The organism is Orlajensenia leifsoniae, from assembly GCF_004570845.1.
Classification (GTDB): Bacteria; Actinomycetota; Actinomycetes; order Actinomycetales; family Microbacteriaceae; genus Orlajensenia; species Orlajensenia leifsoniae.
The window spans coordinates 237,857-255,248 of the sequence record NZ_SPQZ01000002.1 but is presented as its reverse complement, the minus strand read 5'-3'; the positions used below and the strand labels follow the sequence as shown (position 1 = coordinate 255,248).

18 protein-coding genes are annotated in these 17,392 nt (G+C 67.9%); 4 read left to right on the top strand and 14 right to left on the bottom strand.

Annotation, left to right across the window (positions count from 1 at the left end):
- Positions 1–26: 26 nt before the first annotated feature.
- The 4 genes from E4M00_RS05270 to dxs all read right to left on the bottom strand — a co-directional run bounded on the left by E4M00_RS05270 (position 27) and on the right by dxs (position 4,333).
- The gene (locus E4M00_RS05270; RefSeq protein ID WP_167756829.1) at positions 27–803 is read right to left on the bottom strand and encodes a DarT ssDNA thymidine ADP-ribosyltransferase family protein; all 777 of its coding nucleotides are present in this window, start codon (positions 801–803) and stop codon (positions 27–29) included.
- Positions 804–983: 180 nt separating this feature from the next.
- Positions 984–1,955 carry an aldo/keto reductase gene (locus E4M00_RS05265; protein ID WP_135119431.1) on the bottom strand — a complete coding sequence of 324 codons (972 nt, stop codon included), beginning with the start codon at positions 1,953–1,955 and terminating at the stop codon, positions 984–986.
- Complete coding sequence (locus tag E4M00_RS05260; RefSeq protein WP_056163465.1) at positions 1,952–2,335, bottom strand: MerR family transcriptional regulator; 384 nt, start codon at positions 2,333–2,335, stop codon at positions 1,952–1,954. The genes E4M00_RS05265 and E4M00_RS05260 overlap by 4 nt, the downstream gene beginning before the upstream one ends.
- A 54-nt stretch (positions 2,336–2,389) precedes the next feature.
- Positions 2,390–4,333, bottom strand: coding sequence for a 1-deoxy-D-xylulose-5-phosphate synthase (gene dxs, locus E4M00_RS05255; RefSeq protein ID WP_135119430.1), 1,944 nt, complete (start codon positions 4,331–4,333; stop codon positions 2,390–2,392).
- 164 nt (positions 4,334–4,497) lie between these two features.
- Here dxs and E4M00_RS05250 point away from each other — a divergent pair, with 164 nt between their 5' ends.
- Positions 4,498–4,845 (top strand): LysR family transcriptional regulator, encoded by a 348-nt coding sequence (locus E4M00_RS05250; RefSeq protein ID WP_056163469.1) that lies wholly within the window; start codon positions 4,498–4,500, stop codon positions 4,843–4,845.
- A gap of 117 nt (positions 4,846–4,962) precedes the next feature.
- Here E4M00_RS05250 and acnA read toward each other — a convergent pair whose 3' ends face one another.
- From acnA to dut, 4 genes are all read right to left on the bottom strand, one after another.
- A complete protein-coding gene (acnA, locus tag E4M00_RS05245) occupies positions 4,963–7,776 on the bottom strand; it encodes an aconitate hydratase AcnA (RefSeq protein WP_135119429.1) in 2,814 nt (937 codons plus the stop codon).
- Positions 7,777–7,962: 186 nt separating this feature from the next.
- A complete protein-coding gene (locus tag E4M00_RS05240) occupies positions 7,963–8,799 on the bottom strand; it encodes a DUF3159 domain-containing protein (RefSeq protein WP_135119428.1) in 837 nt (278 codons plus the stop codon).
- Complete coding sequence (locus E4M00_RS05235) at positions 8,792–9,418, bottom strand: DUF3710 domain-containing protein (RefSeq protein WP_240036861.1); 627 nt, start codon at positions 9,416–9,418, stop codon at positions 8,792–8,794. The genes E4M00_RS05240 and E4M00_RS05235 overlap by 8 nt, the downstream gene beginning before the upstream one ends.
- Complete coding sequence (gene dut, locus E4M00_RS05230; RefSeq protein ID WP_135119426.1) at positions 9,415–9,888, bottom strand: dUTP diphosphatase; 474 nt, start codon at positions 9,886–9,888, stop codon at positions 9,415–9,417. Before dut ends, E4M00_RS05235 begins: the two co-directional genes overlap by 4 nt.
- 38 nt (positions 9,889–9,926) lie before the next feature.
- Here dut and E4M00_RS05225 point away from each other — a divergent pair, with 38 nt between their 5' ends.
- A complete protein-coding gene (locus E4M00_RS05225) occupies positions 9,927–10,397 on the top strand; it encodes a DUF3093 domain-containing protein (RefSeq protein ID WP_135119425.1) in 471 nt (156 codons plus the stop codon).
- Here E4M00_RS05225 and E4M00_RS05220 read toward each other — a convergent pair.
- Positions 10,394–10,687, bottom strand: coding sequence for a DUF4193 domain-containing protein (locus E4M00_RS05220; protein ID WP_055822720.1), 294 nt, complete (start codon positions 10,685–10,687; stop codon positions 10,394–10,396). The genes E4M00_RS05225 and E4M00_RS05220 overlap by 4 nt on opposite strands.
- 200 nt (positions 10,688–10,887) lie before the next feature.
- Between E4M00_RS05220 and sepH the strand changes: the two genes are divergently transcribed.
- Together sepH and E4M00_RS05210 are read left to right on the top strand one after the other, a co-directional pair.
- Positions 10,888–11,979: a septation protein SepH gene (sepH, locus tag E4M00_RS05215; protein WP_135119424.1), complete on the top strand. Its 1,092-nt coding sequence runs from the start codon at positions 10,888–10,890 to the stop codon at positions 11,977–11,979.
- Between the two features lie 103 nt (positions 11,980–12,082).
- On the top strand, positions 12,083–12,370 hold the full coding sequence (locus tag E4M00_RS05210) for a hypothetical protein (RefSeq protein WP_135119423.1): 288 nt from the start codon (positions 12,083–12,085) through the stop codon (positions 12,368–12,370).
- On the opposite strand, the gene E4M00_RS05205 is transcribed toward E4M00_RS05210, so the two are convergent.
- The 5 genes from E4M00_RS05205 to E4M00_RS05185 form a co-directional block, all read right to left on the bottom strand.
- Positions 12,367–13,221 carry a hypothetical protein gene (locus E4M00_RS05205; protein ID WP_135119422.1) on the bottom strand — a complete coding sequence of 285 codons (855 nt, stop codon included), beginning with the start codon at positions 13,219–13,221 and terminating at the stop codon, positions 12,367–12,369. The two genes, E4M00_RS05210 and E4M00_RS05205, sit on opposite strands and share 4 nt — an antisense overlap.
- On the bottom strand, positions 13,202–14,500 hold the full coding sequence (locus tag E4M00_RS05200) for a benzoate/H(+) symporter BenE family transporter (RefSeq protein WP_135119421.1): 1,299 nt from the start codon (positions 14,498–14,500) through the stop codon (positions 13,202–13,204). Before E4M00_RS05200 ends, E4M00_RS05205 begins: the two co-directional genes overlap by 20 nt.
- A gap of 8 nt (positions 14,501–14,508) precedes the next feature.
- The gene (gene clpX / locus E4M00_RS05195) at positions 14,509–15,783 is read right to left on the bottom strand and encodes an ATP-dependent Clp protease ATP-binding subunit ClpX (RefSeq protein WP_056163499.1); all 1,275 of its coding nucleotides are present in this window, start codon (positions 15,781–15,783) and stop codon (positions 14,509–14,511) included.
- 114 nt (positions 15,784–15,897) lie between these two features.
- The gene (locus tag E4M00_RS05190; protein ID WP_135119420.1) at positions 15,898–16,653 is read right to left on the bottom strand and encodes an AAA family ATPase; all 756 of its coding nucleotides are present in this window, start codon (positions 16,651–16,653) and stop codon (positions 15,898–15,900) included.
- 31 nt (positions 16,654–16,684) lie between these two features.
- The gene (locus E4M00_RS05185) at positions 16,685–17,368 is read right to left on the bottom strand and encodes an ATP-dependent Clp protease proteolytic subunit (protein WP_420813416.1); all 684 of its coding nucleotides are present in this window, start codon (positions 17,366–17,368) and stop codon (positions 16,685–16,687) included.
- Between the last annotated feature and the right edge of the window lie 24 nt (positions 17,369–17,392).

The window sequence follows — 17,392 nt, the reverse complement described above, 5'->3', positions numbered from 1 at the left end:
CCTCTTCTCGTTGCCGGCCCGTCAGCTCAGTAGCGCACCTCGTCGGCCGCCTGGAACCACGGCGGGTACACGGCGACCTTGGGCTTGTGGGCAGCTGCATGCAGGATGCCGCGCACCTCGTCACGCACCTTGTCGTTCGCGACGCCGATCAGCGTGATGCTGGCCAGCGGGAAGACGCCGGGGGCAAGGAGTTCGGCACGGAGCAGGGCATCGGGCTCATCCTCGTCGCCGAGCGCCACGAGCATGCGCTGCACGTCATCCGACGTGGTGGCGAAGCGGGTGAGCGGCCCAGGCGCGTAGCCGTCGGTGACGACGATGCCGGTCGACGAGATACCGTCATCCGTCACCTGCACGGAAAGCGCCTCGCGGATGGTGCTCACCAGCACCACGAATTCCGAGGCCGCGGATGCCGCAGCCGTCGGATCGATGCGGGGGTCGTCGATCCCGGCACGGATGCTCTCCCACGCGCTGGAGTTCGGCGTGAGGCTGAACGGCACGTGATCGGCCACGACGGTGTCGCGTCCCGGTACCGCCGTGCTCCGGCGGGCTGCACGCTCATCGGCCGAGAACACCTGGACGTCGGTGTCGGACGTCGCGTCTCCGGCGTCGGGCACGAGCATGTCCTGGGCGACGATGCCGGCGAGGTTCGCCACATGGGTCACGTGGTAGATGCGCCGGTCGCCGACGTCGACGGGCGGGCGGCGGAGCGACTTCGCAGACGCCGTGCCACTGCCGCCGATGGGCTCACGCAGCGATGACTTCGGAGCGGTCCTCGCCTTGCGCACCGGGGGTGCTACGACCACCGGAGCCGCCGGAAAACACGCGGCGCAATCGCCACGTCCGAATCCGTGAATGCATTCCTCGTCCAAGTCGAAACCTCTCGCGTGCGTGGCACCAGCCCCTCGAGACGAACGCCTCGAAACCACCTCTCTCTACGTTACGCGCCGCAGCACCGCTCTGCCGACACAGATGGCGTCGATCGGCTACCGATTGAGCGGCGTCATGTCCGCGTACCGGTCGCCGACGGGGGCCGGGAGGTCGCTCAGGGTGCTCAGCTGCGCCGCGCTCAGCTCCACGGCATCCGCCCCCGCGTTCTCCTCGACCCTCGAGACACGCTTGGTTCCGGGGATCGGTGCGATGTCGTCGCCCTGAGCGAGTAGCCAGGCCAGAGCGATCTGGGCCGGCGTCGCGCCGACCTCGGCCGCGACCTGCTCGACGGCGTCGACGATGCGCAGGTTGGCATCGAAGTTCTCGCCCTCGAAGCGCGGGTTGCTACGCCGGAAGTCGGAAGGCTCGAGCTGGTCGACGGAGCGCAGGGCGCCGGTGAGGAATCCGCGTCCGAGCGGCGAGTACGGCACGAAGCCGATGCCGAGCTCACGCAGCACGGGGAGGATCTCGGCCTCGGGGTCGCGCGACCACAACGAGTACTCGGTCTGCACGGCCGTGACGGGGTGCACGGCGTGGGCGCGGCGGATCGTGTCGGGAGCGGCCTCCGAGAGCCCGTAGTGGCCGATCTTCCCGGCGGCGACGAGTTCGGCGAGAGCGCCGGCGGTCTCCTCGATCGGGACACCGGGGTCCATACGGTGCTGGTAGTAGAGGTCGATGTGATCGGTGCCGAGTCGCTTCAGCGACCCCTCGACGGAGAGCCGCACGTTCTCGGCAGAACCGTCGAGCCCGCGCGAGCCGTCTCCGCGGTGCAGGATGGTGCCGAACTTCGTGGCGACCACGACCTGGTCGCGGCGGTCGGCCAGAGCCTTGCCGAGGAGTTCCTCGTTGACGTAGGGGCCGTAGATCTCGGCGGTGTCGAAGAAGGTGATGCCCAGGTCGATCGCGCGGTGGATCGTGCGGATCGACTCGGCCTCATCGGTTCCGGCACCGGAGTAGAACGCCGACATGCCCATGCAGCCGAGGCCGAGGCGGGAGACGTCGAGGGTTCCGAGTGTTGCGTGCTTCATGCGTGTGCGACCTTCTCTTCATAGATGGCGATCTTGACGTCGATGGCGGTCAGTGACCGTTGCATCTCCGCGAGCTGGGCCACCACGGTGATGCGGTGGCGCAGCAGGAGCTCGAGCCGTGACGCCGTCGATTCGTCGCCGTCGCGCACGAGTTCGACGTACTCGCGGATGCGGGCTATCGGCATCGACGTGGCCCGGAGCTTCGTGAGGAAGGACACCCAGGTGATGTCCTGCTCGGTGAAGCGGCGGTGGGTCGACGACGCGCGGTCGACGGGGGTCAGCATCAGTCCTGTTCGCTCGTAGTAGCGGAGCGTGTGGGCAGTCAGGCCCGTGCGTTCAGCGGCTTCCGAGATCGAGAACGTGTGCTCGAGTGTCTCCATACGGCCACGATAGAACTTCGAGCGCACTCGAAGTCAAACGCGTGCGGCAGATGCTCAGAGTTCGTTCGAACCCGCGGTGATCGAGGTGGATCCGGTGTCGATCGGCCTGGCGTGCGGCAGCTTGGAGCCGAGCACCATGCCGACGACGTCGTGGGCGATGTGCTGCGGCGTCATGCCCGTGCGCTCGAGGATGTCGGCGCGGGACCCATGGTCGAGGAACTCGTCCGGCAGTCCGACCTCGGTGACAGCGGTGTCGACCCCGGCCTCGCGCAGGTCCTGTCGGATCCGCGTTCCGATTCCGCCGACGCGGATGCCGTCCTCGATGCACACGACGAGGCGGTGCTGCGCCGACATGTCGACGACGCTGCGCGGCACGGGGACGACCCAGCGCGGATCGACGACGGTGGCGTCGATGCCCTGGGCGGCGAGCCTCTCGGCGACCTCGAGGCCGACGCCGGCCATGGGTCCGACCGTGACGATCAGCACGTCGCGCCCGGGTCCCTCGTAGAGCACGTCGACGCCGTCGTCTGTGCGACGGAGGGCATCGAAGCTCGCACCGACACTGCCCTTCGGGAAGCGCAGCACCGTGGGAGCGTCATCGACGGCCACCGCCTCGGTCAGTTCCTCCTCGAGGCGCACGGAGTCGCGTGGAGCAGCCAAGCGGATGCCGGGAACGACCTGCAGGATGGCGAGATCCCACACGCCGTGGTGGCTGGGACCGTCGGGCCCCGTGACGCCGGCCCGATCGAGCACGAACGTGACCCCGGCCTTGTGCAGGGCGACGTCCATGAGCACCTGGTCGAACGCCCTGTTGATGAAGGTGGCGTAGATGGCGACGACGGGGTGCATGCCGCCGAAGGCGAGACCGGCTGCCGACGTTGCGGCGTGCTGCTCGGCGATACCGACGTCGATGACGCGGCCCGGGAAGCGCTCGGCCATCTTGTGCAGTCCGGTGGGACGCAGCATGGCGGCCGTGATGCCGACGATGCGCTCGTTGTCGGCCGCGAGTTCCACGAGGCGGTCGGCGAAGACGCTGGTCCAGCTCGCCGCCCCCGCGGTCTCGAGGGACTCCCCGGTCTCGGGATCGATCTGCCCGACGGCGTGGAACTGGTCGGCGACGTCGCGGAGCGCCGGCCCGTAGCCGCGGCCCTTCTCGGTGATGGCGTGCACGATGACCGGGGCCCCGTAGTGCTTCGCCTGTTCGAGGGCCTCGCGCATCGCCTCGATGTCGTGCCCGTGCACGGGACCGATGTACTTGATGTCGAGGTTGGAGTAGAGCGCCTCGTTGTTCGTGAAGCGGGCGAGGAATCCGTGCAGGCCGCCGCGGAAGCCGCGATAGACGGCGCGCCCGGGGGCTCCCAGCTTGTCGAACGCCTCGCGGCTGGTGAGGTAGAGGCTGCGGTAGCTGCGGCGGGTGCGCACGGTGTTGAGGAAACGCGCCATGCCACCGATCGTGGGCGCGTACGAGCGTCCGTTGTCGTTCACGACGATGATCAGGCGGCGCGTGTTGTCGTCGCTGATGTTGTTGAGCGCCTCCCACGTCATGCCTCCGGTGAGCGCCCCGTCGCCGACCACAGCGACGACGCTGCGGTCATCCTGACCCGTCATCGAGAACGCCCGTGAGATGCCGTCGGCCCACGACAGCGAGCTGGAGGCGTGGGAGCTCTCGACGATGTCGTGTTCGGATTCCGCGCGCTGCGGGTAGCCGGCCATGCCGTCGGTCTGGCGCAGGGTCGAGAAGTCCTGGCGCCCCGTGAGGATCTTGTGCACGTAGGACTGGTGGCCCGTGTCGAAGACGATCGAGTCGCGGGGCGAGTCGAAGACGCTGTGGATGGCGAGGGTGAGTTCGACGACGCCGAGGTTCGGTCCGAGGTGGCCGCCGGTCTTGGCGACGTTCAGCACGAGGTGCTCGCGGATCTCCGTGGCCAGCTGCTCGAACTGCTCCTTCGTGAGGGCGTCGAGGTCTCTGGGACCCCTGATCGTCTCCAGAAGGGTCATCGCAACCGCCTTTCGCTCGCCTCCGAGGGTGCCCGGTGGCTTCGATCGAGTCTACGCGGTCGGGTCCCGTCGGCCCCGAGTCTGCTGCAGGGGCTTGCGCCGGGCCCCGGCACCGTACTCTGGACACGGCCGTGGAACGCACGACCTGACGAAAGGCCACCCCCGTGGACATCACCATGCTCCGCCACTACGTCGCCCTGGCGAGCGAACTCGACCTCGGGCGTGCGGCATCCGTTCTCGGCGTCTCGCACTCGACCCTCAGCGGTTCACTGAACCAGCTCGAGGCCGTCGCCGGTGCCGTGCTGATCCGCCGCGGCAACGGACCGATGACGCTGACGGATGCCGGAGAGCTGTTCCTGGCGACGGCGAACGACGAGATCGCCGCTTACGACGCGGCGAACGCCCCGCGCCCAGCCAAGACCGGCGGCAAGGCCAAGGCCTCGAAGGGCGTCGGACGCGCGCCGAAGGTCAAGGGCGAGCCCCTGCCGTACAAGAAGCGCCAGTCGCGCTGAGCCACCGCGCACTCGACATCGCCGGCCCAGCGCTCGGGCCGAACGCGAACTGCCCACTTCCGCCAGTGAGCTGACGCTCGGACTGGCGGAAGTGGGCAGTTCGGTGTGTTGCGGTGACTACGCGACGAGCGAGCGCAGCACGTACTGCAGGATGCCGCCGTTGCGGTAGTAGTCGGCCTCACCGGGGGTGTCGATGCGCACGACGGCGTCGAACTCGATGGTCTCCTTGCCGGCGGGCGAGTGCTCGCTCGGCGCCGCCGTGACGTGCACGGTCTTCGGAGTGGTGCCGGCGTTCAGCTCCTCGATGCCCGAGATCGAGACGACCTCGGTGCCGTCGAGACCGAGCGACGCCCAGCTCTCACCGGCGGGGAACTGCAGCGGCACGACGCCCATGCCGATGAGGTTGGAGCGGTGGATGCGCTCGAAGCTCTCGGTGATGACGGCCTTGACGCCGAGGAGGCTGGTGCCCTTCGCCGCCCAGTCGCGGGACGAGCCGGAGCCGTACTCCTTGCCACCGACGATGACGAGCGGCGTGCCTGCTGCCTGGTAGTTCTGGCTGGCGTCGTAGATGAACGACTGCGGGGCATCGGCCTGGGTGAAGTCGCGGGTGTAGCCACCCTCAACGCCGTCGAGCAGCTGGTTCTTGAGACGGATGTTCGCGAAGGTTCCGCGAATCATGACCTCGTGGTTGCCGCGACGCGAGCCGTAGGAGTTGTAGTCCTTGCGCTCGACACCGTGCTCGTCGAGGTAGCGACCGGCCGGGCTGTCGGCCTTGATGTTTCCGGCCGGGCTGATGTGGTCGGTCGTGACGGAGTCGCCGAGCTTCGCGAGCACCCGCGCACCGACGATGTCGGTGACGGGGGTGGTCTCCATGGTCATGCCGTCGAAGTACGGGGGCTTCCGCACATACGTCGACTCGGCATCCCACTCGAAGGTGGCGCCGGTCGGGGTAGGCAGGTTGCGCCAGCGGTCGTCGCCCTCGAAGACGCTCGCGTACTGGTGCGTGAACATCTCCTTGTTGATGGAGGTGTCGATCGTGGACTGGACCTCGGCGGCGTCGGGCCAGATGTCCTTGAGGAAGACATCGTTGCCGTCGCCGTCCTGGCCGAGCGCGTCGACCTCGAAGTCGAAGTTCATCGAGCCGGCGAGGGAGTACGCGATCACGAGCGGCGGGCTCGCGAGGTAGTTCATCTTCACGTCGGGGTTGATGCGACCCTCGAAGTTGCGGTTGCCTGAGAGCACGGCGGTGACGGCCAGGTCGTTCTCGTTGATCGCGGCCGAGACCTCCTCGATGAGGGGTCCGGAGTTGCCGATGCAGGTGGTGCAGCCGTAGCCGACGGTGTAGAAGCCGAGGTCCTCGAGGTCCTGGGTGAGTCCGGCCTTCTCGTAGTAGTCGGTGACGACCTTCGAGCCCGGAGCCAGCGTGGTCTTGACCCACGGCTTGGCCTTCAGACCCTTGCGCACGGCGTTGCGGGCCAGGAGGCCTGCGGCGAGCATGACGGAGGGGTTCGACGTGTTGGTGCACGACGTGATCGCGGCGATCGTGACGGCGCCGTGGTCGAGCGTGAACTTCTGGCCGTCGGCGAGTTCCACGTCAGTCGGCTTCGAGATGTTATTCGGAGCGTGGCTGAGGTGGTGGTGCGCGTGGGTCGAGTGCTCGTCCTCGGGCGTGTTCCCGGGCGGGTCGGATGCCGGGAACGACTCGGATCCCTCGAGGTCGACGAGGTCGTGCGAGACCTCGGCGTAGTCGGTGAGGTCGCTCTCGAAGTGGCTCTTGGCCTCGGCCAGGATGATGCGGTCCTGAGGGCGCTTCGGTCCGGCGATCGAGGGGACGACCGTGGAGAGGTCGAGTTCGAGATACTCGCTGAAGACCGGCTCCTTGTCGGCGTCGTGCCAGAGGGTCTGCAGCTTGGCGTAGGCCTCGACGAGCGCGACCTGCTGCTCGCTGCGTCCGGTCAGGCGCAGGTAGTCGAGGGTGACGTCATCGATCGGGAACATGGCGGCGGTCGAACCGAACTCGGGGCTCATGTTGCCGATGGTGGCGCGGTTGGCGAGAGGCACGGAGGCGACTCCGGCGCCGTAGAACTCGACGAACTTGCCCACGACGCCGTGCTTGCGCAGCATGTCGGTGATCGTGAGCACGACATCCGTCGCCGTGACACCCGTGGGGATGACGCCGGAGAGCTTGAAGCCGACGACCTTGGGGATGAGCATGGAGACGGGCTGGCCGAGCATGGCCGCCTCGGCCTCGATGCCGCCGACGCCCCAACCGAGCACGCCGAGGCCGTTGACCATGGTGGTGTGCGAGTCGGTGCCGACGCAGGTGTCGGGGTAGGCGCGGAGCACGCCGTTGACCGGGCGGTCGTAGATGACCTTGGCCAGGTGCTCGATGTTGACCTGGTGCACGATGCCGGTTCCGGGCGGGACGACCTTGAAGTCGTCGAACGCCGTCTGGCCCCAGCGCAGGAACTGGTAGCGCTCGCCGTTGCGCTCGTACTCGATCTCGACGTTGCGCTCGAGGGCGTTCTCGGTGCCGAAGAGGTCGGCGATGACCGAGTGGTCGATGACCATCTCGGCCGGAGCGAGCGGGTTGATCTTCTTGGGGTCTCCGCCGAGGGCCTCGACGGCCTCGCGCATCGTGGCGAGGTCGACGATGCACGGGACACCGGTGAAGTCCTGCATCACGACGCGCGCCGGCGTGAACTGGATCTCGGTGTCGGGCTCCGCCGTGGGAACCCACGAGCCGAGGGCACGGATGTGCGCATCGGTGATGTTCGCACCGTCCTCGGTGCGCAGCAGGTTCTCCAGGAGCACCTTGAGGCTGAACGGGAGCTTCTCGTAGCCGTCGACGGTGTCGATGCGGAAGACCTCGTAGTCCGTCTCACCGACCCGGAGGGTGTCCTTCGCCCCGAAACTGTTTACTGCAGACACGTCGCATCTCCTTAGGTGGTCCGCCCGGAGTGAATCCGGCAACACTTCATCTTCGTGGCCGGGTCCTGCTCTGATCCAGCAAGGCTAACCTAAGCGGTCCGCCCCGCGGCAGTGCTGATCCGGACTGTACCGGCCGTGAAATCTATCTTGATATCAAGATAACTCTAGCACCGGATGCCGCAGGGCTCAGCGAGCGGCGGCCGTGTCGGTCTTCGGGTAGACGGTGCGCACGATGAGCCACGACACCACGAGCAGGATCGCGTAGAGAGGCACTCCCATGAGGAGCTTCGTGACGCCCAGCGCCTCGACGTTGCCGGCGAAGAAGAGGGGAAGCTGCACCACCAGGCGCAACCCGAAGAGGGCCAGCCAGCAGACCGTGATGAGCACCATCGCGCGGTACTTGCGCTTGTCGGTCTTCCAGGCGAGCCCGTCGCCCATCAGGAATCCGACGGCGAGGCCCAGCAGTGGCCACTTCACCAGCAGCGAGGTGAGGAGGGCGATGACGTAGGCGGCATTGGTGATGAGACCCAACACGAAGTTGTCCTGGCCGCGTCCCGTCCAGAGCGCGAGCGCCGCGGATGCCGCCACGGCGATGAGACCGGCGAAGGCCTGGGTGACGGGCGTGCGGGTGGCCAGCCTGATGACCGTGAACACGGCGGCGAGGCCGACCGAGGTCACGAGCGCCAGCACGAGGTCCTGGGCGAAGGTGTAGACGATGAGGAAGACGAGTCCGGGAAGGATCGCCTCGGCGAGACCCCGGATGCCACCCAACGCTTTCAGGATGTCGCCGCTCGAGAGCGTCTCGTCCCGGGCGATCTGCCCGAGCCCTGCCTTCTCGGCCGCTCCGGCGAGCTGGGCGGCGAAGGTCGTCGCCAGCTCGGGCTCGTCGCTACCGCGCTTCGGGTCGGTGGCGCGCGCGTCGTCGCTGGAGGCACTGCGGGCGGAGTCGTCGGGAGCGGATGCTCCGGGCCCGGGGCGCGTCGGCTCGGGTGTCGTCGGCTCGGGGTTCGTGGACTCAGACACCGGTGGTGGTGTCTCCGGCCGGGTTGGCCGGCATGCGCAGCGGGATCAGGTCGCGCGGGGGCATGGGCGTCGTGCCGCGCACGACGACGATGCTGCGGAACAGGTCCTCGACGGCGGCAGCGGCGTCCGCGTTCACGGCACCCTCGCCGGCGATCACTCCGCGCAGGAACCAGCGCGGTCCGTCGACGCCGATGAAGCGGGCGAGCCGCGTGGTGCCCGGCGTGGCCGTGGCGCTCGCGACGGGGATCTGCGCCAGGAGCTCCGGCCCGAACGGACCCTCGCGGAGCGTCGTCGTTCCGCCCTGCTTGGCGATCTGGTCGCTGATCTGATCGCGGATCTCGTGCCACAGGCCGCTGGACCGGGGTGCGGCGAAGGGCTGCACCTGAAGGGTCGAGTTGGCGTAGTCGAGGCCGATGGCCACGACGCGCTTGGACTCCTCCTCGATCTCCAGCCGCAGGTGCAGGCCCTCGCGCGGAAGGATCTTCACGCCGCCGAGATCGACGTACGGGCGCACCGGGCTGGCCTCGGCCTCGTCGAACGGGCCGTTCTCAGCGCGGTCCTCGGGGGCCGACTTGGGCTGGTCGACGGGGATGTCGCCGATGGTCTCGATGTCGCTCACGCGTTCACTCCTGCAGTCGAGTCGGATGCCGTGCGGGCGGCAGTGCCCGTGGAACCGAATCCGCCCTCACCCCTGTCGCTTCCCGGGAGGCGTTCGACCTCTATGAAGCGGGCCCGGGTGACGGGCATGATGATCAATTGGGCGATGCGATCGCCGACTGCGACAGAGTACGGCATCGACGAGTCGGTGTTGAGCAGGGCGACCTTGATCTCGCCCCGGTAACCGGCATCCACCGTTCCCGGGGAGTTGACGATCGTGATGCCGTGCTTCGAGGCCAGGCCGCTGCGCGGAACGACGAAGGCGGCATAGCCGTCGGGGAGGGCGATCGCGACGCCGGTTCCGACCGTGGCCCGCTGGCCGGGTTCGAGGACGAGTGCCTCTGACGAATGCAGGTCGGCTCCAGCGTCACCCGGGTGGGAGTAGCTCGGGAGGGTGGACGCTGTGATGAGGACCTCGACGGAATCTGCCACGTGTCGAGGGTAGTGCAGATATCTGATCGAATAGAGCCATGCCCCTCTACCGCGAACGGCTCTGGCCGGCTCCGTGGCTGTTCATCTCGACAGCCCTCGTCATCCCCGCCTCGATCCTCGTTCTGGCCCCGATCTCACTGACGGCCGGCATCATCACGGCGGTCGTGCTCTATGGCGGCTGCGTGGCCGGCCTCATCCTCTCCGCACCCACCGTGGCGGTCGAGGACGGAGTGCTCCGTGCTGCGAAGGCGTCGATCCCGGTCTCGCTCGTGGGCGAGGCGACCTCGTTCAGCGGACAGGCAGCCTGGCGCGAGCGTGGCCCGAACCTCGATGCCCGAGCGTGGCTGATGATCCGCGGCTACGTCGACGACGTGGTGAAGGTGCCGTTGCTGCCTGCCGCAGAGGACCCGGCTCCGTACTGGATCGTCTCGAGCCGCCATGGAAGAGAACTGGCCGCTGCGATCAATGGATCGCAACGGCCAGTCGAGTCGAACGACGATGTGTCCTAGGCGGCGCACTCCAGGCACACCGGGCCGAGCTTGCTGTCGTGGTCGATCTGCGAGCGGTGCTTCACGAGGAAGCAGTTCACGCAGGTGAATTCGTCTGCCTGGGGAGGCAGCACGACCACGTCGAGGTCAAGGTCGGAGAGGTCTGCACCGGGCAGCTCGAAACCGCCGGGGTTGTCGGCGTCTTCGACGTCGACGACGCCGGACATCTTGTCGGGTACTCGCTCCTTGAGTGCTTCGATCGACTCAGAGTCGTCGTCAGTCTTTCGCGGTGCGTCGTAATCCGTTGCCATGCCCATCCATTCAGTTACCGCCGTTCCTCATGAGAACGGCGACGATAGTGTGCCCCAATCGGGCGGGAATAGCAAACGGCCATTCGGCGCCTTCTCAGGTCATCCGAGACAACTTCCGGCACGCGGATGCTATTCCCGCGAATTGGGGACTCGACGTGCGACCCTTGCCTTGAAGTTGCGAGCACGAGAGGGCTATCCCGATGCAGGAATTGAAGGTAATCGGAGTCGAGAACGGGGCACTGGTCGTCGCCTCTGACGACGGCGACCGCTTCCGGATCGTGATCGACGAGGTGATGCAATCCCGCCTGCGTCGAGCGAACCCCGAGCCGGCAGGCAGCCAGAAACTGTCGCCACGCGAGGTTCAGGCCTACGTACGCTCGGGCATGAGTGCCGAAGACGTCGCAGCGGTCACTGGCGCCTCGCTCGAGTACATCCAGCGGTTCGAGGGCCCGGTGCTCGCCGAGCGCGAGCACGTGCTCACGAGCGCGCTGAGCGTTCCTGTGCACCCCACCCAGGAACCCGACCCGGCAGATGACGATTCGAGCTTCGGTGGCGTGATGCGCCAACGCCTCGCCTCCCTCGGCGCGTCCAACGAGCGCTGGGCGAGCTGGAAGGAGCCGGCAGGCGGCTGGATCATCAAGCTCGAGTTCACGGCCGACTCCATCGACCACGACGCCCGCTGGGGATTCGAGCCGAAGAAGCTGGCCCTGGCACCTCTCAACAGCGAGGCCGTCACCCTCTCGCAGCAGGGTGAACTCTCAGGTTCGCTCATCCCCCGGCTGCGCGCCGTCGACACGACGGATGCCGATCAGTCGCGCTTCGACAGCGGGGCCTTCACGTTCCGCGACCCGCTCATCGAGCAGGCCGAGGTCGACGTCCCGGCCGAACCGATCCCGTACGGACGCACCGGAGTCTCCAGCGCCGCCGTCACCAAGGCCGCCATCAACCGGGCCGACGACCCGCCCAAGTCGCTGAGCGAGACGGCGGACCTCCTCGAGGCGCTCCGTCGCCGTCGTGGGGAGCGGGAGACCGCGAACTTCGACAGCGATGCCGCCGATGCTCCGAGCGTCGCTCCAGCCGGCTCGGGCAACATCACCGAACAGCCCGAGCTCCCGATCCCCGCGACGATCACTCCCCCGGCATCCGCTCCCACGGCGGCATCCGGAGCACGCCGCGACTGGGCCAATCAGACCGGCGGCGTGCCATCGGCCTCTCGCAAGAAGGGCCGCACGTCGATGCCGAGCTGGGACGAGATCGTCTTCGGCGCTCGCACGGACGACGACCTGGCCTAGACCAGACCTCCCCCACCGGCCTCGTCGCTCACGATGCGACGGGGCCGTTGTCGTGCCCCGGTGCTATAGTCGAACACATCTTCGAATGTCCCGTGGAGGCAGCATGACCCAGATCGACGAGGCCGTGGCCGTGTGGACCACGGAGAGCGGAGAACCGCAGCGCATCGTCTGGCGGTCGCGTCGTTTCCGGGTGAACGACGTGCCGACAGCGCTCGTGGGTCCGTGCGACTGGTGGCAGCCACTCGCCCGCCACGAACTCGGCTATGGCCGGGCTCCCCTGCAGATCTGCGGCTGGCGGTTCCAGGCGAGTACCGATGACGGGGAGACCCATGTGTTCGACGTCGAGTACGACGGTCGCACGCGCTGGAACCTGGTGCGGGTCTTCGACTAGCTGATGCTGCGGCGCGCGTCGTCCGCCGCCGCCACGAGCTCCTCGATCAGGCGCTCGCGGCTGACTCCACGACCCGCACGCAGGGCGTCGAGGCGCGCGGCCGTCACGGACGAGACCGGAACGACCGCGCCCTCGGTCGAGTCCGCGGCCTCCGGAGCCGCGGCTTCGTCCGCATCGTCGCGGAGGAAGATCGCGAGAACCGGAACGACGACGGTTCCGAGCACATCGAGAATGGCGACGGTGCCGATCAGTCGGGTGAAGCCGTCGCTGCTGATGCCCCACTCGGTGGCGATCTCGAGCACGAGCAGAGCCGCGAGGAGGGCGATGAGGCCGATCGTGACCCAGAGTCCGATGCGCACGAGCGGCCGTCGGCGTCGGCCCAGGATGAGAAGCAGGTTGGCGTGAGCGGCGCTCACGGCGAGGACCGCCGTGATGCCGAAGCTCTGCCAGCCGAAGGTGGAGCGGAACATCCAGTCGTCGGGAGCCCAGATCATTCCGAGTCCGATCAGCAGCGCGAGGGCACTGACCAGCAGTCCCGCAGCGGCGATCCATCGATACGCCCCGGCGACGATGGCGAGGTGGCAGAGCGCGAGCACGCTGAACGTGCCGACGAGCGATGTCGTGCCCAGGATGCGCCATTGCACGTCGCCGAGGCTCCCGACGAGCAGGGAGATGATGCCGACGAGGGCGGTGATCGAGAACGACGCCACGATGACGATGACGGCGATGCGACGCCAGCGGCTGACGGCTGCGGAACCGGATGCGGAGCCGTCAGGCGCAGAGCGCGCCGTGGACGTCGTGGCGGAGGCGGTGCGGCCGTCCGTGGTCGGCTCAGGGGCGGTCTGGCTCATGATCGGTCTCCTCGTCGAGGCGTGCCTGCGCAGGCACGCCGGGCTCTGAGTCTGCTGGGTGCGCTCCCCCGGCCGTATCCGGGCTGGCCCGCTTCCAGGGCGACAGCCACGCCATCAGCACCCCACCCACGATGAGGCCCCAGAACGCGGAACCGATTCCGATGATCGAGATGCCGGATGCCGTGACGAGGAAGGTCGCGATGCCGGTGATGCGGTGTTGGGGCGCCTCGAGCGCCCCGCCGATGGCCGTGACGAAAGCGCCGAGAAGCGCGAGACCCGCCACGGCGGTGATGATGATCGGCGGAGCCGCCGCGACGACGGCCGTCGCGAGCCCGGCGCACAGGCCGAGCACGAGATACACGACGCCTGAGGTGAATGTGGCGATCCAGCGCTTCGACTTGTCGGGGTGCGACTCCGGAGACGCCATGAGAGCCGCGGTGATCGCTGCGAGGTTGATGGCGTGACCCCCGAAGAGCGCGGCGCCGATCGTGCCGAGGCCGCTGCTCACCAGGACCGGACGGGGAGCCGGCGTGTAGCCGAACGTCGACATGACGGCGAACCCCGGCACGTTCTGCCCGGCCATCGTCACGATGAACAGAGGCAGCCCGAGGCTGACGATAACGAGGGGATCGAAGACCGGCATCACGAACTCGAGGTGCGGGGCCGCCGATGCACTGGCGAAGACGCCGGGACCGGCCGCGATGCCGATGCCGATCACGGCCACGAGCATGGCCGCAGGAACGGCCCAACGTGGTGCGAGCCTGGCCAACAGAAGCCAGACGAGCACCATCGGGATCGCGATGGCGGGTTCGGTGACGGATGCCGTGACCGGAGCGAGGCAGATGGGGAACAGGATGCCGGCGAGCATGGCGCTGGCGATGGGCTTGGGGATGCTGGTGATCGCTCGCCCGAGCGCCGGCCACAGCCCGGCCAGCACGATGAGCACTCCGCACACGAGGAACGCTCCGACGGCTGCCGCGAACTCCCCCGTCACGGCGCCGGCGGCGATGAGGAGCGCCGCCCCCGGTGTCGACCACGCGAACGAGATCGGGATGCGCATCACGAGCGGCAGCACGATGCAGGTGATGCCCGTGGCCAGGCACAGGGCGAAGAGACCCGATGAGGCCTGCCCATCCGTGGCCCCGACGGCCCCGAGGCCCGCGATGACGAGAGCGAAGGAACTGGCGAACCCGGTGATCGCGGCGATGACGCCGGCGAGGACAGTGTGGAAGAGGCCTCCCCCGTCTCTCCTCGAAAGCCCGAGGCGTTCCGGGTTCACAGTGCCGGTCAGGCGGACTTCTCTTCGCGGCGCGCCTTGACGGGCACGATCGTGGGAGCGGCGTTCTCGAGCACCGAGGCGCGCGTCACGACGACACCGGCGACGTCATCGCTGGAGGGGACCTCGAACATGATGGGCCCGAGCACCTCCTCCATGATGGCGCGGAGGCCGCGGGCACCGGTCTGGCGGAGAACCGCCAGGTCGGCGATGGCCTCGAGGGCGTCGGTCTCGAACTCGAGCTCGACGCCGTCGATCTCGAACATGCGCTGGTACTGCTTGACGAGGGCGTTGCGCGGTTCGGTGAGGATCTGCATGAGAGCGGCCTGGTCGAGCGGCGTGACGGTGGTCACGACGGGGAGACGCCCGATGAACTCGGGGATCAGGCCGAACTTGTGCAGGTCTTCGGGGAGCACCTCGCTGAACAGGTTCTGCTCGTTGCCCTTGATGTGCAGAGGGGCGCCGAAGCCGATGCCCTTCTTGCCCGCGCGGGAGGAGATGATCTCCTCGAGGCCGGCGAAGGCGCCGGCCACGATGAACAGCACGTTCGTCGTGTCGATCTGGATGAACTCCTGGTGCGGATGCTTGCGGCCGCCCTGCGGAGGAACGGAGGCGACAGTGCCCTCGAGGATCTTGAGCAGCGCCTGCTGCACACCCTCACCCGAGACGTCGCGGGTGATCGACGGGTTCTCCGCCTTGCGGGCGATCTTGTCGACCTCGTCGATGTAGATGATGCCGGTCTCGGCGCGCTTGACGTCGTAGTCCGCGGCCTGGATGAGCTTGAGGAGGATGTTCTCGACGTCTTCACCGACGTAGCCGGCCTCGGTGAGCGCAGTCGCATCCGCCACGGCGAAGGGCACATTGAGGCGCTTCGCGAGAGTCTGCGCGAGGTAGGTCTTGCCGCAGCCGGTCGGGCCGATCAGCAAAATGTTCGACTTGGCGATCTCGATGTCGTCGATGGCGTCGGCCGGCCCGATGGTGGTGCGGGCGCGCACGCGCTTGTAGTGGTTGTAGACGGCGACGGCGAGGGCGCGCTTGGCGGCCTCCTGGCCGATCACGTACTCCTCGAGGAAGGAGAAGATCTCGCGGGGCTTGGGAAGATCGAACTCGTCGGAGACCTCTTCGCCTGCCTCGGCGAGCCGCTCCTCGATGATCTCGTTGCAGAGCTCGACGCACTCGTCGCAGATGTAGACACCCGGACCCGCGATCAACTGCTGCACCTGCTTCTGGCTCTTTCCGCAGAAAGAACACTTGAGCAGGTCGGCGCTTTCGCCTATGCGAGCCATCAGTGCCCCCTTCAGTGCAACTGGAACCGAGCCTAACCTGTGCCACGGACAATTGCGGGAACCGTGCCGCCGTTGCCGTCAGCGCGCCGTTCGCCCTGCGCGAAGCGGCGCCGCTCAGTCGAGCAGGTGACGAAGGTAGCGCTGCGGGTCGTCGAGGTAGCTGCGCCAGTGGCCGACGAGTTCGAGGTCCTCCCAGGTCGATTCCCTGATGCCCCACTCCCCGAGCTCGAGGATCGATGCTCCGGGGAAAGAGGCCAGGATCGGCGAGTGGGTGGCGCAGATCACCTGGGTGCCGCGCTGCAGGGCCTCGGCCAGGCCGGCGATCCAGCGCAGGCTGGAGCCGAAGGAGAGTGCGGCCTCCGGCTCGTCGAGGCAGGCGAGGCCGGCGACGTACTCGGGGTGGTTGAGCTTGTCGTCGAGGATGCGATTGAACGATTCGCCGTGGCTCAGCTCGTGGAGGTCGCGATCGGGGCTGTTCGGCAGGGCCTCGAGATAGCTGTAGTAGCCGTGCATGGTCTCGGCCCGGAGGAAGAATCCCCAGCGCGGGGCGCTCGGGCTGCGTTCGATGCGCAACCACTCCGAGAGCCGCGACTCGCTCGGCCGCGTGGAGTGACTCCCCTGGTTGCTGCCTCCCTCGGGCGGCAGGCCGCAGGCCATCGCGATGCCTTCGAGCAGGGTCGACTTACCACTCCCGTTCTCGCCGACGAGCAGGGTCAGTCCGGGAGCGAACTCGCGGCCGCCCTCACGCAGGAACTGGCCGACGGCAGGGATGGATGCCGGCCACGAGTTCCACTCGACTGCGGCATCCGGATACACGGAAACGCGGCGGACGGCCCGGCTGTCGTGCAGCCAGTCGTCCGCCGCGTTCACGGTGGAGGTGTTCCTACTCGCCGGGTCGTGCTTACTTGGCGATGGCGGCGAGGCCCTTGCGGGAGCTCAGCACCTGGTCGATCAGTCCGTACTCGAGGGCGTCGGCCGCGGACAGGATCTTGTCGCGGTCGATGTCCTTATTGACCTGCTCGACCGTGCGGTTCGAGTGCTTGGCCAGCGTCTCCTCGAGCCAGATGCGCATGCGGAGGATCTCCTGCGCCTGGATCTCGATGTCGGACGCCTGCCCCTGACCGGCCTGGCCGACGGCCGGCTGGTGGATGAGGATGCGGGCGTTCGGGAGGGCGAGGCGCTTGCCGGGCGTGCCGGCAGCGGCGAGAACCGCTGCGGCCGACGCGGCCTGCCCGAGAACCACGGTCTGGATCTGCGGACGGATGTACTGCATGGTGTCGTAGATCGCCGTCATGGCCGTGAACGAGCCGCCGGGCGAGTTGATGTACATCATGATGTCGCGGTCGGGGTCCATGCTCTCGAGCACGAGCAGCTGCGCCATGATGTCGTCGGCCGACGCGTCGTCGACCTGCACGCCGAGGAAGATCACGCGGTCCTCGAAGAGCTTGGCGTAGGGGTCCTGGCGCTTGTAGCCGTAGGCCGTGCGCTCCTCGAACGTGGGCAGGATGTAGCGCGAGGACGGCTGGTGCAGTGCGCTGCCGCCCATCGAGCTCGTTGCGGATCCACCGAAGCTGGGGATGGTCATGTCTAAGTCCTTGTCTCTCTTCGG

Bases quoted from the DNA above. Each gene is read 5' to 3' on its own strand.
- E4M00_RS05225 (WP_135119425.1), top strand. From the start codon at position 9,927: ATGCCCCTCTACCGCGAACGGCTCTGGCCGGCTCCGTGGCTGTTCATC.
- E4M00_RS05220 (WP_055822720.1), bottom strand. From the start codon at position 10,687: ATGGCAACGGATTACGACGCACCGCGAAAGACTGACGACGACTCTGAG.
- E4M00_RS05185 (WP_420813416.1), bottom strand. From the start codon at position 17,368: ATGACCATCCCCAGCTTCGGTGGATCCGCAACGAGCTCGATGGGCGGC.
- dxs (WP_135119430.1), bottom strand. From the start codon at position 4,333: ATGACCCTTCTGGAGACGATCAGGGGTCCCAGAGACCTCGACGCCCTC.
- E4M00_RS05210 (WP_135119423.1), top strand. From the start codon at position 12,083: ATGACCCAGATCGACGAGGCCGTGGCCGTGTGGACCACGGAGAGCGGA.
- E4M00_RS05260 (WP_056163465.1), bottom strand. From the start codon at position 2,335: ATGGAGACACTCGAGCACACGTTCTCGATCTCGGAAGCCGCTGAACGC.
- sepH (WP_135119424.1), top strand. From the start codon at position 10,888: ATGCAGGAATTGAAGGTAATCGGAGTCGAGAACGGGGCACTGGTCGTC.
- E4M00_RS05205 (WP_135119422.1), bottom strand. From the start codon at position 13,221: ATGAGCCAGACCGCCCCTGAGCCGACCACGGACGGCCGCACCGCCTCC.
- clpX (WP_056163499.1), bottom strand. From the start codon at position 15,783: ATGGCTCGCATAGGCGAAAGCGCCGACCTGCTCAAGTGTTCTTTCTGC.
- E4M00_RS05265 (WP_135119431.1), bottom strand. From the start codon at position 1,955: ATGAAGCACGCAACACTCGGAACCCTCGACGTCTCCCGCCTCGGCCTC.